This window comes from Streptomyces sp. NPDC025793 (assembly GCF_055558375.1).
In genome coordinates, this window is the sequence record NZ_JBVHMR010000001.1 from 657411 (window position 1) to 671636 (window position 14226).

11 protein-coding genes and 1 pseudogene are annotated in these 14226 nt (G+C 71.3%); 4 read left to right on the forward strand and 8 right to left on the reverse strand.

The annotated features are described in order from the left end of the window. Positions 1-7 precede the first annotated feature (7 nt). Complete coding sequence (locus ACZ4MF_RS03135; protein WP_467489242.1) at positions 8-760, forward strand: SRPBCC family protein; 753 nt, start codon at positions 8-10, stop codon at positions 758-760. Positions 761-772: 12 nt separating this feature from the next. Here ACZ4MF_RS03135 and ACZ4MF_RS03140 read toward each other — a convergent pair whose 3' ends face one another. Continuing rightward, positions 773-2599 carry an endonuclease/exonuclease/phosphatase family protein gene (locus ACZ4MF_RS03140; protein WP_467489244.1) on the reverse strand — a complete coding sequence of 609 codons (1827 nt, stop codon included), beginning with the start codon at positions 2597-2599 and terminating at the stop codon, positions 773-775. Between the two features lie 275 nt (positions 2600-2874). Here ACZ4MF_RS03140 and ACZ4MF_RS03145 point away from each other — a divergent pair, with 275 nt between their 5' ends. The 3 genes and pseudogenes from ACZ4MF_RS03145 (at position 2875) to ACZ4MF_RS03155 (ending at position 6669) form a co-directional block, all read left to right on the forward strand. Next, positions 2875-4302, forward strand: a complete 1428-nt coding sequence (locus tag ACZ4MF_RS03145; RefSeq protein ID WP_467489246.1) for a hypothetical protein — start codon at positions 2875-2877, stop codon at positions 4300-4302. Positions 4303-4472: 170 nt separating this feature from the next. After that, positions 4473-5975 (forward strand): annotated as a pseudogene (locus ACZ4MF_RS03150) (alkaline phosphatase PhoX). A 127-nt stretch (positions 5976-6102) separates the two neighbouring features. Next, positions 6103-6669 carry a TetR/AcrR family transcriptional regulator gene (locus tag ACZ4MF_RS03155; protein WP_467489248.1) on the forward strand — a complete coding sequence of 189 codons (567 nt, stop codon included), beginning with the start codon at positions 6103-6105 and terminating at the stop codon, positions 6667-6669. 47 nt (positions 6670-6716) lie between these two features. Here ACZ4MF_RS03155 and ACZ4MF_RS03160 read toward each other — a convergent pair whose 3' ends face one another. The 7 genes from ACZ4MF_RS03160 to ACZ4MF_RS03190 all read right to left on the reverse strand — a co-directional run bounded on the left by ACZ4MF_RS03160 (position 6717) and on the right by ACZ4MF_RS03190 (position 14068). Continuing rightward, a complete protein-coding gene (locus ACZ4MF_RS03160; RefSeq protein ID WP_467489484.1) occupies positions 6717-7910 on the reverse strand; it encodes a TerD family protein in 1194 nt (397 codons plus the stop codon). A gap of 64 nt (positions 7911-7974) precedes the next feature. Next, positions 7975-8964 carry a zinc-dependent alcohol dehydrogenase family protein gene (locus ACZ4MF_RS03165; protein ID WP_467489250.1) on the reverse strand — a complete coding sequence of 330 codons (990 nt, stop codon included), beginning with the start codon at positions 8962-8964 and terminating at the stop codon, positions 7975-7977. Then, positions 8961-9797: a carbohydrate ABC transporter permease gene (locus ACZ4MF_RS03170; protein ID WP_467489252.1), complete on the reverse strand. Its 837-nt coding sequence runs from the start codon at positions 9795-9797 to the stop codon at positions 8961-8963. Before ACZ4MF_RS03170 ends, ACZ4MF_RS03165 begins: the two co-directional genes overlap by 4 nt. Continuing rightward, a complete protein-coding gene (locus tag ACZ4MF_RS03175; RefSeq protein ID WP_467489254.1) occupies positions 9794-10732 on the reverse strand; it encodes a carbohydrate ABC transporter permease in 939 nt (312 codons plus the stop codon). The genes ACZ4MF_RS03170 and ACZ4MF_RS03175 overlap by 4 nt, the downstream gene beginning before the upstream one ends. Beyond that, positions 10729-12099 carry an ABC transporter substrate-binding protein gene (locus tag ACZ4MF_RS03180; protein WP_467489256.1) on the reverse strand — a complete coding sequence of 457 codons (1371 nt, stop codon included), beginning with the start codon at positions 12097-12099 and terminating at the stop codon, positions 10729-10731. Before ACZ4MF_RS03180 ends, ACZ4MF_RS03175 begins: the two co-directional genes overlap by 4 nt. A gap of 100 nt (positions 12100-12199) precedes the next feature. Continuing rightward, positions 12200-12970: a DeoR/GlpR family DNA-binding transcription regulator gene (locus tag ACZ4MF_RS03185; RefSeq protein ID WP_356036475.1), complete on the reverse strand. Its 771-nt coding sequence runs from the start codon at positions 12968-12970 to the stop codon at positions 12200-12202. Between the two features lie 288 nt (positions 12971-13258). After that, positions 13259-14068, reverse strand: coding sequence for an NAD-dependent epimerase/dehydratase family protein (locus tag ACZ4MF_RS03190; protein ID WP_356030976.1), 810 nt, complete (start codon positions 14066-14068; stop codon positions 13259-13261). Between the last annotated feature and the right edge of the window lie 158 nt (positions 14069-14226).

Here is a 14226-nt window from a genome sequence, read left to right on the forward strand (position 1 = left end):
TCCCGTCATGTCCCAGGAATCGCCCAAGGAATTCGAGATCGTCCGCGAGTTCGAGGTCGACGTCCCGCCCGAGCAGGTGTGGGACGCGGTCGTCAACGCGTCCGGCGCCTACCTCTGGCCGATGGACCCGCCCGAGCCGCGTGTCGGCGGTTCGGGACCCTTCGGCTCCACCGTCACCGCCTGGGACCCGCCCCACCGCTACACCAACCGCAGCGAGAACGTGGGCATGCCCACCCAGTCGGCCAACCAGCTCGACTACACCATCGAGCCCCGCGACGAGGGCCGCCGCGCCTGGGTGCGCTACGTCCACAGCGGCGTCTTCACCGACGACTGGAACAACCAGTACGACGGCGCGAGCAAGCACACCAATTTCTATCTGCACACCCTGTGCGAGTACCTCACGCACTTCGCGCCCCGCCCGGTCACCTTCGCCCAGGTCGACGGGCCCGCGGGCTCGGCGACCCAGCAGGCGCTCGCCGCCGTCGCCCACGCCCTCGGCCTGCCGGACGACGCGGCCGCGGGCACGAAGGCCGGCCTCCGGGGGCCCGGCGGGCGGACCCTGGACGCCGTGGTCGACTACCGCAACCCGTACTTCCTCGGCCTGCGCACCGAGGGCGCGCTCATCCGGTTCTTCGGGCGCGGTCACTGGGGCGCCCCGCTCGGCATCAGCGTCCACGACTTCGCGCCGGACGCCGATGCCGAGGCGAACGAGACCGCCTGGCAGGCCTGGCTGAACGAGGTGTTCAGCCACCAGGCCTGAAGCCCCTTGAACTTACGGGCGGAAGCGCAGCACCTGCGGGTCGTGGTCGCTGATCTGGTCGTTGAACTCCGAGTTGATGTGCACGCTGTCGTACGCGAAGTCGCCGTCGCGCCGGATCCGCGGGCTGATCAGGATCTGGTCCAGGACCTGCTCGTTGCCCTGGTAGTCGTATGTGTAACGCTCGCTCCTCGGCAGGGACTTGATCGCCGACCACAGCTCGCCGTCGCCTTCCAGGATCTTGGCCGTGCCGGAGAACTCGAAGTCGTTCATGTCGCCGAGCGCGAGGACGTCCGCGTTCTTCTGGACCTTCAGGATGTCCATGACGAACGCGTGCACCGCCGTGGCCTGCGCGTGGCGCTGGATCTCGGAGCTGCGCGTCACCGGCTGGTACTGCGCGGTCAGCGGCTGGTCGCCGCCCTTGGAGACCAGGTGGTTGGCGATCACGAAGACGGTCTTGCCGTGGAAGACGAACTGGCCGGCCAGTGGCTTGCGGCTGTCCTTCCAGGCCGCGTTCGCCGGGTCGACCCGGCCCGGCGAGGCCGTCAGCTCCGCCTTGCCGTTCACCTTGGTGACGCCGACCGCGGTGGTGGAGTCGCCGCCCGCGCGGTCCACGAAGGACACCCGCGCGGGATTGAAGAGGAACACCTGGCGGATGTTGCCGCCCGGCTCGCCGCCGTCCTGGTCGTTGACCGGGTTGATGGAGCGCCAGTCGTACTTCGGGCCGCCCGCCGCGACGATCGCGTCGATCAGCTTGTTCACGGTGACGCTCGCGTCGACGGTGCCGTCGTCGGTGGCGCCGTTGTCGTCCTGGATCTCCTCCAGGGACACGATGTCCGGCGACCGGAGGTTGTTGACGATCGCGGCGGCGTGCTGGTCGAAGGTGTGGTCGGACGGGTCGAGGTTCTCGACGTTGTACGTCGCCACCGCCAGCTCGCGGCCCGACTGCCTGCGCGTGGTCTCGCGCTCCAGGCCGCCGCTCCGCAGCGTGCCGAGCCTGCTCGCGACCAGCGTGTAGCCGCCGTACTGGTTGAAGTCCAGCGGGCCGGTGGTGGTGCCGGTGAGCGTGTCGCCGACGTTCGCCTTCGGGAAGTCGGCGGTCGCGCCCAGCGACTGTATCTGGAGCCGGCCGGTGTTCTGGGAGTCGTAGGAGCCGTAGACCGTGCCGCCGCGGCGGTTGCGGTGCTCGTGCGGCTTCACCGTGACCCACAGCTCGCTGTACGGGTCGGTGCGGCCGACCACGCGGGCGTCGGCGACCTGGACGTTCATGCCCTCCAGGGACTCGTAGTAGTCCAGGGCGTACGTCGACGGCTGCAGCGGCAGGCCGTTGACCGAGCCGTTCGCGGCCGTGTCACCCGCCGGGGTGTACCGGCTCGGGACCGACCTCGCGTCGATCACGACCGGCGCCGGGACCGGGTTGCCGGTGGAGACCGTGGTGACCGTCGGCTTGGTGATCTCCGTCAGGGACTGGTTGCCGGACGAGGTGCCGCCCGGGACGTACTCGGAGACCGTGCCGGTCACCGTCACCGAGTCGCCGACCGCGACCTTCGGCGTGGAGCCGGTGAAGACGAACACGCCCTCGCTGGTGCGCGGGTCGTCGTCCGGGTTCGGATCCTGCATCCAGAAGCCTCTGGAGGAGCCGTACGTGCGCGTGGCCGTGACGATGCCCGGCACGTCCGTCACCTTCTGACCGGCGAGCGGCGAGATCCGGGTGGTGCCCTGGATGTCGTGGATGCGCACGGAGTCGGCGTGCGCGGGGGAGGTGAGCACCACGGCGGACGCGGCGGAACAGACGGCGGCGACGGTGAGCGCGGCGAGGCGCGCGGAAGACCTGCTCGGCAAGGGATCCCTCCGGGGATGTGACGAAGTGCCGGGACGAGGTGGGGCACGGGCGGATCGGGAGCGTGGGGGACCGGTCGCCCTCCGTGACACGCGTAGAGCCGAGTGAACAGTTGTCCCCCCAACTTCTACGCGCGTCAATCTCCAGCTTGCGCAAGGGAGTTGTCAAGGTTTCAGCCATGTACGGCGGCCGACGGGGAGATGAACCGGGCGGCATGGGTGGAAATCCGTCTAGGCTGAGCGGTCGAGCCCGTTCACGGTCCGAGGAGAACCAGCCGATGTCAGACAGCTCCCCCCTGCCGCCCGTACGGCTGCGTCCCGAAGCGGAGCTGGCGCGCGCCGCGCTGTCCACGCCGTTGCTCTCCCGCGCCGCCTGCCTCGCCCGCTGGGCCGGACCCGACACCCGTGTGGACGCCGGCGGCGGACTGGCCGAGGAGCAGCTTCCGGCCGCCGCCGAACTGCTCGGACTGACCGGGGACGACGCCGCCGCCCACGCCGGGGAGGCCTGGCGGGTCGCGGTGGACACCGGGCTGGTCGAGATCGTGGACGAGGAGGAGGGGACGGTCCGGGCGGGGGAGGAACTGACGCTGCTCACCGGCGGTTCCCCGCACGACGTGCTCACCGTGTGGCTCGCCGCCGTCGAGACCGTCCTCGCCGACGCCGCCGTGCCCGACCTGGACGATCTGGTCGGTGCGCTGGACGAGGGCGGCGAGGTCGATTTCTCGTCACTCGACTGGGACCCCGAGGCCGAGGCGGAATTCCTCGACGGCGTCCTCGGCAACCTCTACCTGCTGACCGTGAGTGAGGACGGCCCCGGCGACGGTCCCGTCCCGCTGCCCGCCCTCGCCGCCTCGATGATCGTCCCCGACGACATGGGCGAGCCCACCAACGACGTCCTGGAGCGGGTCTCGGACGCGATGATGCGGCTGGACGACCAGTTCCGGGTGCTGGAGCCGGTCGGGCTCGTGGAGTACCAGCCCGTCGACGAGGCCCTCATGGCCGACGCCGAGGAGGAACCGGCGGAGCCGGTCGACGACACCGACGTCTCCCGCTACGGCATGGTCCGGCTCACCCCGCTCGGCGCGTACGGGCTGCGGGCGCGGCTGCTGGACGCCGGGTTCGAGGCGCCGGTCGTCGGGGAACTGGCCGACAAGGGCGCGGACGCGCTGCTCGACGGTACGGCCGGATTCGGGCCGTCGGCGGCCCAGGCCGAGACCGAACAGTGGCTGACGCGGCGTGAAGCGCTGGTCGCGGCACGGGAGTTGCTCGCCGCCGCGCGCGGCGGCGACGAGGGCGCGCCGCTGCGCCGGCTGCGCTGCCAGCAGGCTCTGTCGCTGATCGGCGGCGACGCCGAGCCGGCGCTGCGCGAGGTGCTGGACGATCCGGAGCTGGGCGGCCTCGCCCGGGTGTGGCTGACGGAGCAGGGCGCCGCCGGGGTGCCGGCGCCGTCCGAGGACATGGTCTTCTGGCTGACCGTCGACACGGTTGCCGCACAGCTCGCCGCCGAGGGCAACTCCGAGGAACTGCAGGCCCTGGTCGAGGGGCTGGCCGCACAGCACAGCGGGTTCTTCGCGGCCGCGTGGCGGGTGGAGCATCCGGCCACCGCCGACGTGCTGGAGGCGATGGGGCGGCTGCACCCGGACAAGAAGGTGGCGAAGGAGGCCCGGAAGGCGGCGTTCAAGGCGCGTTCCCAGCAAGGGAGTTGACGACGGCCGAAGAACCCCTTGGGTTCGGCATGGGGCAGTGCATACGGATTCTTGAACAAAGGGCTTCGAAGTCGCCCGGTGTTCAGTCGGTGTTCAGAAGCGGGCGCGAGCGTGGGCGCCGGACCGAGGACGCCACCCTCCACGGCACTCCCACCGTCTCAGGAGACACCATGTCGCTCACCCGCAGGGACTTCGCCAGGACATCCGCGATCACCGGCGCCGGGGTGGCGCTGGCGGGCAGCGTCGGCGCCCTCGCCAGCGCCCCCGGCGCCCTCGCCGCCACGGACGAGGCCGAGACCGCGGCCGGTACCGGGGCCGCGGACGGCACGGCGGCACGCGGCCGGCACGGCGTCGGCTACGGCCCCCTGATCGCCGACCCGGCCGGCCTCCTCGCCCTGCCCGAGGGCTTCACGTACTGCGTCATCACCTACAGCGGCCGCACCACGCTGGAGTCGGGCGAGTTCACCCCGTCCAACCACGACGGCACCGCCACCTTCGACGGCCCGCGCGGCGCCACCCTGCTCGTCAACAACCACGAGCTGGCCGGCCCCCGTGCCAAGTGGCCCCACCCGGTGCCGCTCACCGAGGGCCTGGTCTACGACCCGGCGGCGGCCGGCGGCTGCACGGTGGTCGAGGTCCGCCGCGACCACGTGGCCAATGGGGTCTCCCCTGCTCGAACGTAGTTGAGAGCTTGGGGAAGGGTCGGCATCGCGGGCACCGCCACCAACTGCGCGGGCGGCAGCACCCCGTGGGGCACGTGGCTGACCTGCGAGGAGACCGAGGACAAGGCCGGCCAGAACGGCATGACCAAGGACCACGGCTACGTCTTCGAGGTCGACCCCGCCGACCGCTGGGCGGGCCGCGACCCCAAGCCGATCAAGGCACTCGGCCGCTACGCCCACGAGGCCGTCGTGACCGACCCCGGGCGCGGCCACCTCTACCTCACCGAGGACGCCTCCGGTCCCAACGGCCTGCTGTACCGCTGGACTCCGCCGGAGGGCTTCCGCCACGGCCGCGGCAGGCTGCGCACCCTCGCCGACGACGCGGGCGTGCTCCAGGCCTTCAAGTGCTTCGACTCCGGCGGGAAGTTCGTCGACGACCTCTCCCGCGCCACGAGGACCGGCACGGTCTACGGCGTCGACTGGGCGGACGTCCCCGACCGCGACGCCAGGGCGGTCTCCGTCCGCAAGCAGTTCGGCACCGGCCAGGTCACCCGCGCCCGCAAGCTGGAGGGCATGTGGTGGGGCGACGGCGGTGCCTACGTCGTCTCCTCCTACGCCCGCGAGGAGAGCCCGGTCGCACACGACGGCCAGGTCTGGTTCTACGACCCGAAGCGCCGCACCCTCACCCTGAAGGTGCTGCTCGGTGTCAACCCCGCCCCCGCCGAGGACGGCCGCTTCGACGGCCCCGACAACATCACCGTCTCCCCCTACGGCGGCCTCGTCATCGCCGAGGACGGCGAGGGCGTCCAGCACCTGTTCGGCGCCACCGAGAGCGGTCGCACGTACCCGATCGCCCGCAACGAACTCAACATCGGCACCGAGGCGTCCCCGGAATACAGCGAGTTCACCGGCGTCACCTTCTCGCCCGACGGCAGGACCCTGTACGTCAACATCCAGACCCCGGGCATCATGCTGGCCATCACGGGGCCGTGGAAGCGGCAGAAGCGGTAACCCATTCCTTCGCTCGCACCGCGGCTGCCTGCGGCGACTCCACCCGTGTGCCGCCGAGGCGCGGTCGACGCCGACCTGGCGTTCGGTAGCATGCGCGGAGAGTCCCCGGTGGGCGAGGAGTAGCTGGATGGCGCAGGTCAGGCCCATGCGCGCGGACGCTCGGCGCAACTATGAGCGGTTGCTGAAGGTGGCGGCGCAGGCCTTCGCCGAGCATGGGGAGAGCGCGTCGCTCGACGACATCGCCAAGCGGGCGGGCGTCGGCTCCGGCACGCTCTACCGGCACTTCCCCACGCGGCAGGCGCTGCTGGAGGCCGCGTACGTGGACCGCATCGAGGCGCTCGGGGCACGGGCCGACGAGCTGGCGGCACAACTGCCGCCGGGCGAGGCGCTGTTGGAGTGGCTGTACGAGCTGTGCGTCGGCACGATCCAGGTGCGCGGACTGAAGGCGCTGCTCGGTTCGGCGGTCACGGACGGCAGCACCGCGGCGCTGCCCGCGTGCGGGACGCCCGTGCGCGGCGCCGCGGGCCGGCTGATCGAGGCCGCGCGGGCGGAGGGCTTCCTGCGGGCCGACCTGGAGCCGGTCGAACTGCTGCGCCTGGCCCACGGGGTGGCCACGGCATCGGAGCTGGCGGACGGGGAGGGCACGCAGATCCGGCGCTATCTGGCGCTGTTGACGGAAGGGCTGCGGGCGTAGGGGGCCCCGCGCCCCGGAGGGCGCGGTGGCTGCGTCGCGACGGGGGGCTACAGGGCTCTCGCCCCCGGGTCCACCATGTTCCGGACCGTGCGGGCCTTGACGAAGTCGCCCAGCGCCGTCATGTCCCACTCGCCGGAGAACTGGCGGACGAGCTTGGCCATCATGACGCCCGTCTGGGGCTCGGCGTTGGTCAGGTCGAAGCGGACCAGCTCCTCGTCGGTGGCCGCGTCGACCAGGCGGCAGTAGGCCTTGGCGACCTCGGTGAACTTCTGGCCGGAGAAGGAGTTGACCGTGAAGACCAGGCCGGTGACCTCCGGGGGGACGCGGCCGAGGTCGACCACGATCACCTCGTCGTCGCCCCCGCCCTCACCGGTGAGGTTGTCGCCCGAGTGCTTGATCGCGCCGTTCAGGATCGTCAGCTTGCCGAAGTAGCAGCTGTCGATGTGGTTGCGCTGCGGGCCGTACGCGATGACCGAGGCGTCCAGGTCGATGTCCGCGCCGCGGAACGCCGGCTCCCAGCCGAGGCCCATCCTCACCTGCGAGAGCAGCGGGCGGCCGGACTTGACCAGGGACACCGTCTCGTTCTTCCGGAGGCTGACGCGGCCCTTGTCCAGGTTCACCTTCCCGGCGCCCGGGACGGGTGCGGGCGGCGTGGGCGGGGCCGGAGGCATCGGGGGAGCCGCCGGGGCGGACATCGGCGGGGCCGGCGGGGTCACCGGCTGCGGCGGGGCCGCGGGCGCCGCGGCCGGTTCCTCCACCGTCACGCCGAAGTCCGTCGCGATGCCGGCCAGGCCGTCGGCGTACCCCTGGCCCACGGCCCGGGCCTTCCAGGCGCCGCCCCGGCGGTAGAGCTCCACGACGACCAGCGCCGTCTCCGCGCCGAGCCGGGGCGGGGTGAACGTGGCCAGCGCGGCGCCGGTGTCCGCGTCGCGGATCGTGGCCGTCGGCTCGACGCCCTGGAAGGTCTGGCCGGCCGCGTCCGGGCTGGCGGTGACCACGATCTTCTCGATGTCCGGCGGGACGGCGGGGGTGTCGACCGTGATCGAGTCGGGGGCCGCGCCCCCGCCGGACGTGTAGGTCACGCCCGGGCCCGTCGGCTGGTTGTAGAAGATGAAGTCGTCGTCCGAGCGCACCTTGCCGTCGCCCGTGAGCAGCAGGCCCGATACGTCGAGCCGCACGGGCGCGGACACGTCCACCGTGACACGGGCGGCCGACAGAGGGATGTTCGAGCCAGGGGTCATAGCTGTCATGCCGGGTGAACGAACGACACCGCTTTACCGTTCCCTTACCCAGCCCCCAAGTGGCTCAGGGCACCACCACGATCTTCCGGCCCACCCCCGCCGCGAACTGTTCCAGCGCCTGCGGGTAGCGCTCCAGCGGGATCCGGTCGCTGATGAAGACCTGCGGGTCCAGCACGCCGTTGGCGAACAGTTCCGCCGCCCGCTCGAAGCTGTGCAGCACCGCCATGGAGCCGGTGATGGTGATCTCCTGGTTGTAGATGCGGTACGGGTCGATGGTCACCCGGGTCGCGTAGTCGGCCACCCCGAACTGCAGGAAGGTGCCCGCCTTCGCCACCCGGCCCAGGCCGTCCTGGATCGCCGCCGCGTTGCCGGTCGCGTCCACGACCACGTCCCAGCCCTGCGGCCGCTCCAGCTCGTCCGCGTTCGCCGCCGAGCCGGACACGCCCAGCCGCCGAGCCGTCTCCAGCCGCGCCGGGTTCACGTCCACCACGTCCACGCTCGCCGCGCCCGTGCGCTTGGCCAGCTCCAGCATCATCAGGCCCATGGTCCCGGAGCCGTAGATCAGGACGTGGGCGCCGAGACGGCTGCTGAGGATGTCGTAGCCCCGCACCGCGCAGGACAGCGGTTCCACCAGGGCCGCGTCCTCGGTGCGCACGTGCTCCGGCAGCTTCACGCAGTTCGCCACGGGGGCGACCGCGTATTGGGCCGCCCCGCCCGCCGTGGTCACGCCGATCGCGGCCCACCGCTCGCACAGGTTGTTGTGGCCGCTGCGGCAGTGACGGCACTCGTAGCAGTACAGCGAGGGGTCCACGGCCACCCGGTCGCCGATCGCGACCTCGGTGACCTGGCCGCCGACCCCGACCACCTCGCCCGCGAACTCGTGCCCGGGGACGATCGGCAGCTTGGGCGCGAACTCGCCCTGGAGGATGTGCAGATCGGTGCCGCACAGGCCGCAGGCCGCCACCTCCACGACGACCTCGCGCGGGCCCGGTGTCGGGTCGGGCACCTCGGTGACCACGGCGCGGCCCACGGACTCGATGACGGCGGCCTTCATTTCACGGCTCCCAACGACAGGCCCTGGACCAGTTTGTCCTGGGCGGCGAACCCCGCGGCGAGCACCGGCAGGGAGATGACGAGCGACGCGGCGCACACCTTGGCCAGGAACAGGCCCTGGCTGGTGATGAAGCCGGTCAGGAAGACGGGGGCGGTCTCGGCGACCACGCCCGTCAGCACCCGGGCGAACAGCAGCTCGTTCCAGCTGAAGATGAAGCAGATCAGGGCGGTGGCGGCGATGCCGGGCAGGGCGATCGGGGCGACCACGCGCGCGAGGATGGTCGGCAGCCGGGCGCCGTCCACGCGCGCGGCCTCGATGATGGCGACCGGCACCTCGGCGAGGAAGGACTGCATCATCCACACCGCGATCGGCAGGTTCATGGAGGTGTAGAGGACGACCAGGAGCCAGATGTTGTCGAGCATCCCGGTGTTCCTGGCGAACAGGTAGATCGGCAGCAGGCCCGCCACGGCCGGCAGCATCTTCGTGGACAGGAAGAAGAACAGCACGTCCGTCCACTTCTTCACCGGCCGGATCGACAGCGCGTAGGCCGCCGGGAGGGCCAGGAGGAGGACACAGAGCGTGGAGACCACCGACGCCACCGTGGAGTTGATCAGCGCGGGCCACGGGCTCGCCCCGCCGCCGCTGCCGAAGAACTCGCGGTAGCCGTCGAGCGTCAACGACGCCGCGAAGGACGGCGGGTTGGTCGCCGCGTCCGCCTCCGAGTGGAAGGAGGTGAGGGCCATCCAGGCGATCGGCAGGAAGAACACGATCCCGGCCAGCCAGGCCACGAGGCCCGGTCCGTTCCGGCGCAGTATGCGCGACACGGCGGTCATGCGCGGGACACCTCCTCGCGGAACAGGGACGACACCACGCGCAGCGCGAAGGTCGCGATGATGATGGAGCCGATGACGACCAGCACGCCGGCCGCCGAGGCGAGGCCGTTCTCGTGGGCCTGGTAGAAGCTCTGGTAGACGGTGTACGGCAGGTTCGCCGTCCCCAGGCCTCCCGAGGTGATCGTGAACACCGCGTCGAAGTTCTGCACGATGTAGATCGAGCCGAGCAGGGCGCCGAGTTCGAGGTAGCGGCGCAGGTGGGGGAGGGTCAGATGGCGGAAGACCTGCCAGTCGTTCGCGCCGTCGACCCGCGCGGCCTCGATCTGCTGCTGGTCCCGGCTCTGCAGCCCGGCGAGCAGGATCAGCATCATGAACGGCGTCCACTGCCACACCAGGGAGGCCTCGACCGCGAGCAGCGGGGTGTGGGAGATCCAGTCCGGCTGGGGGCCGCCCACATAGTGCAACAACCCATTGAGCAGGCCGTATTCAGGGTTGTAGAGCACATGCTTCCAGAGCAGCGCCGCGGCCACCGGCACCACCAGGAAGGGCGCGATCAGCAGGGTGCGGACGATGCCCCGGCCGCGGAACCTCCGGTCCAGCAGCAGGGCGAGCACCAGCCCCAGCACCAGGCTGGCCAGCACCACCGCCACCGTGAGCAGCACGGTCGTCCACACCGACTGGCGCAGGTCGGCGTCGGTCAGCACCTGGCGGTAGTTGGCCAGGCCGGTGAAGTGACGGGCCTTGGGGTAGAGGGCGTTCCAGTCGAAGAAGGAGATCACCAGCGTGGCCACGAACGGCAGTTGGGTCACGGCGATCATGAAGACGAGGGCCGGCAGCAGGGGGGCCCGGGTGGCCCAGGCGCGCAGCCGGGCCGAGGGTTGTTTCACCATGTGAGCGGGGGAGGCCGCGAGGGCGGCCGTGGTCGTGGCTGTCATCGTCCCTCGTACTCCTTGGAGATCTTCTCGGCGAGCTGTTGGGACTTCTTCAGGGCCGAGCCGACGGACTGGCGTCCGGCGATGGCCGCGCTGATCTCCTGGGAGACCTTGGTGCCGAGGTCGGTGAACTCCGGGATGCCGACGAACTGGATGCCGGGTGCGGGCCGCGGCTGCACCCCGGGGTCGTTCGGACGGGCGCTCTCGATGGCCTGCCTGGTCATCTCCTGGAAGGAGGCGGCCGACGCGCGGTAGTCGGCGTTCTCGTACGTCGACGCCCGCTTGCCCGCCGGGACGTTCGGCCAGCCGCTGGTCCGGCCGACCAGTTGCTCATAGCCCTTGCTCGACGCCCAGGAGACGAACTTCCAGGCCTTGTCGGGGTTGCGGGAGGCCTGCTGGATGCCCCAGGCCCAGGTGTAGAGCCAGCCGGAGGACGGGGTCCTCTCGACGGGCGCCGGGGCGTAACCGAGCTTGCCCTTGACCGGTGAGCCGTCGGCCTCCAGCAGTCCGGCGGCGCTCGTGGCGTCGTACCACATGGCGACCTTGCCCTGGGTCATGTCGTTCAGGCACTCGGCGAAGCCGGACTGGGCGGCGCCGGACTCGCCGTGCGCACGGACGAGATCGACATAGAACTTCGTCGCCTTCTCGAACTCGGGCGCGTCCAGGTGGGCCTTCCACTTCGTGTCGAACCAGGTGCCGCCGAAGGTGTTCACGACCGTCGTCAGCGGCGCCATCAGCTCGCCCCAGCCGGGCAGTCCGCGCAGACAGATGCCCTTCATCCCGGGCTTCGCGCCGTCCGCCTGCGCGGCGAGGTCGGCGACCTGCCGCCAGGTGGGGTGGGCGGGCATGGTGAGGCCCTTCGCCGCGAAGACGTCCTTGCGGTACATCAGGAACGACGACTCGCCGTAGAAGGGCTGCCCGTAGAGCTTGCCGTCGTCGGCGGTGAGGGACTGGCGCATCGGCTTCAGCACGTCGTTCTCGTCGTACGACGGGTCCTTCGCGACGTACGAGTCCATCTCGTGCAGCCAGCCGTTGCGGGCGTAGATCGGTATCTCGTAGTTGGACAGGGTGGCCACGTCGTACTGCCCGGCCTGGTTGGCGAAGTCCTGGCTGATCTTGTCGCGGACGTCGTTCTCGGGCAGGACCGTGAAGTTGACCTTGATGCCGGTCTCCTTGGTGAAGTGCGCGGCGGTCAGCTTCTGCAACTCGGTCATCTGCGGGTTGTTGACCATCAGGACGTTGATGGAGTCGCCGCCGGAACCGGTCCCGCCCGCGCCGGCCCAGCAGCCGGAGAGCAGCGGGGCGAGCAGCGTTCCCGCGGCGGCCATGGCGAGCGTGGCTCGCGGCCTCCGTCGGCTCGGGGTGCGCATGGGTCGCTCCTGGAGGTATGGGGAGATAAGGGGCGCTCCTCGGCGTGAAGAGCCCCTGGGGGAGGGGGAGTTTGATTTTCGGACCTGGACGGTTTGTTTTTCAGACCCTGATGACCTGCGGGCCCAGCAGGGAGTAGCGGTGGGCCTCGGCGGCCGGGAGCAGGGTGCTCGTCACGATCGCCTCCAGCGCGCCGACCTCGGCGAACCGGCAGAAGCTGACCGCGCCGAACTTGGTGTGCACACCCGCGAACACGGTGCGCCGGGCGGCTCGCAGCGCCTGTGCCTTGACCTCGCTGACCGCCGGGTCGGGCGTGGTGAGGCCGTACTCGCGGGAGATGCCGTTGGCGCCGATGAAGGCCAGGTCGAGGACGAAGCCGGCGAGCATCTTCGTCGTCCAGTGGTCGACGGTGGCCAGCGTGCCCGCCCGGACCCGGCCGCCGAGCAGCAGCACCGAGACCTGTTCGGCCTCGGCGAGGGCGGCCGCGACCGGCAGCGAGGCGGTGACCACGGTGAGCGGCCGGTCGGTGGGCAGGGCCTCGGCGATGAGCTGCGGGGTGAAGCCCTCGTCGACGAAGACCGTCTCGGCGTCCCCGAGCAGTCCGGCCGCGGCGGCCGCGATCCGGCGTTTCTCGGGCACATGGCTGGTGGCGCGGAAGGCGAGCGTCGTCTCGAAGCCGGCGCTCTCCACCGGGTAGGCGCCGCCGTGCGTACGGCGGACCAGACCGTGGTCCTCCAGGGCCCGCAGATCGCGCCGGATGGTCTCCTTGGCCACGCCCAGCTCCTCGGCGAGCGCGGCGACGTCGACCGAGCCGGTGGCCCGCGCCGCCAGCACGATCTCGCGCTGGCGCTCCTCGGCCGTCCTCGTGCTCATGTCGTCACCCGCATTCCCGTGGGACTGCCCGTTCGGGCCCATGGGGGAAGTTCTACAGCGGGGGCGCGGCACCGACCAAGCCTGTCGCGGGCCCGTTTCTGCCCGTGTGGGCCCGTTTGCCGAGCGTGGCGCCCGCCGCGGACCTGCGAGGCCGTGTCCTGCGGGGTGGGAGCGGGCGGCCCGGATGCCCGGACACGGCGGCGGGCGGGCCCGTTCGGTGCCCGCCCGCGCGCGTGGGCGACGGTTTTCCGCCGCCGGGAGCCTTCGTTCCGGACGCCCTGCCCGGGGTCAGTACGGCCAGATCGGCGGGTCGCTCACGAAGTGCCCGCCCAGGTGGCCGTGGGCCGGGTTCGCCGGGTCCAGCTCGCCCTGCTCGGCGATCAGCTTGCCGGCGTACGGCTCGGAGTCGTCCTGCGGCGCGTAACCGAGCGCCCGCGCGGTGCTCAGGTCCCACCACAGCCGGGTGTTGGCGGAGGAGCCGTAGACCACCGTGTGGCCGACCTCCTCGGCGGTCAGGGCCGCGTGGAAGAGACGGGCGCCGTCGGCCGGGCTCATCCACACCGAGAGCATGCGCACGCTGGTCGGCTCCGGGAAGCAGGAGCCGATGCGCACAGAGACGGTCTCCAGGCCGTGCTTGTCCCAGTACAGCTGGGCGAGATCCTCACCGAAGGACTTGGACAGGCCGTAGAAGGTGTCCGGGCGGCGCGGGGTGTCGACCGGGATGAGCGGCTCGCCCGCGCGCGGGGCGGGGGTGAAGCCGACGGCGTGGTTGGAGGAGGCGAACACGATCCGGGGCACCCCCTCCTGGCGGGCTGCCTCGTAGAGGTTGTAGGTGCCCTCGATGTTCGCCTTAAGGATCTTCTCGAACGGGGCTTCCAGGGAGATGCCCGCGAGGTGGAGGACCGCGTCCACGCCCCGCACCGCCTCGCGCACCGCCGCCGTGTCGGCGAGGTCGGCGGTGATCGCGTCCGGCGCGCCCTCGACGGGGCGCACGTCGAACAGGCGCAGCGTGTAGCCGTACTCCGGCAGCAGGGACCGCATCAGGGTGCCGAGCCCGCCGGCGGCGCCGGTGAGCAGGACGGTGCGGGGAGCGGGCATCCTGGGTTCTCCTTGTGGCCGATATTCACATACATGGACAAGTTAGAGAGCCTCGCCCGTCAGCGTCAAGTGTCGCGTGAACGCGGCGAATCCACCCCGGAGTTGCCCGTTTGGCTGCTTGACCTGCCGTAAGGGGGCCCCTTAGCGTGGTCGCGTTC

Coding starts and splice junctions, on each gene's coding strand:
- ACZ4MF_RS03135 (WP_467489242.1), top strand. CDS start 8: ATGTCCCAGGAATCGCCCAAGGAATTCGAGATCGTCCGCGAGTTCGAG.
- ACZ4MF_RS03145 (WP_467489246.1), top strand. CDS start 2,875: ATGTCAGACAGCTCCCCCCTGCCGCCCGTACGGCTGCGTCCCGAAGCG.
- ACZ4MF_RS03155 (WP_467489248.1), top strand. CDS start 6,103: ATGGCGCAGGTCAGGCCCATGCGCGCGGACGCTCGGCGCAACTATGAG.
- ACZ4MF_RS03160 (WP_467489484.1), bottom strand. CDS start 7,910: ATGACCCCTGGCTCGAACATCCCTCTGTCGGCCGCCCGTGTCACGGTG.
- ACZ4MF_RS03165 (WP_467489250.1), bottom strand. CDS start 8,964: ATGAAGGCCGCCGTCATCGAGTCCGTGGGCCGCGCCGTGGTCACCGAG.
- ACZ4MF_RS03170 (WP_467489252.1), bottom strand. CDS start 9,797: ATGACCGCCGTGTCGCGCATACTGCGCCGGAACGGACCGGGCCTCGTG.
- ACZ4MF_RS03175 (WP_467489254.1), bottom strand. CDS start 10,732: ATGACAGCCACGACCACGGCCGCCCTCGCGGCCTCCCCCGCTCACATG.
- ACZ4MF_RS03180 (WP_467489256.1), bottom strand. CDS start 12,099: ATGCGCACCCCGAGCCGACGGAGGCCGCGAGCCACGCTCGCCATGGCC.
- ACZ4MF_RS03185 (WP_356036475.1), bottom strand. CDS start 12,970: ATGAGCACGAGGACGGCCGAGGAGCGCCAGCGCGAGATCGTGCTGGCG.
- ACZ4MF_RS03190 (WP_356030976.1), bottom strand. CDS start 14,068: ATGCCCGCTCCCCGCACCGTCCTGCTCACCGGCGCCGCCGGCGGGCTC.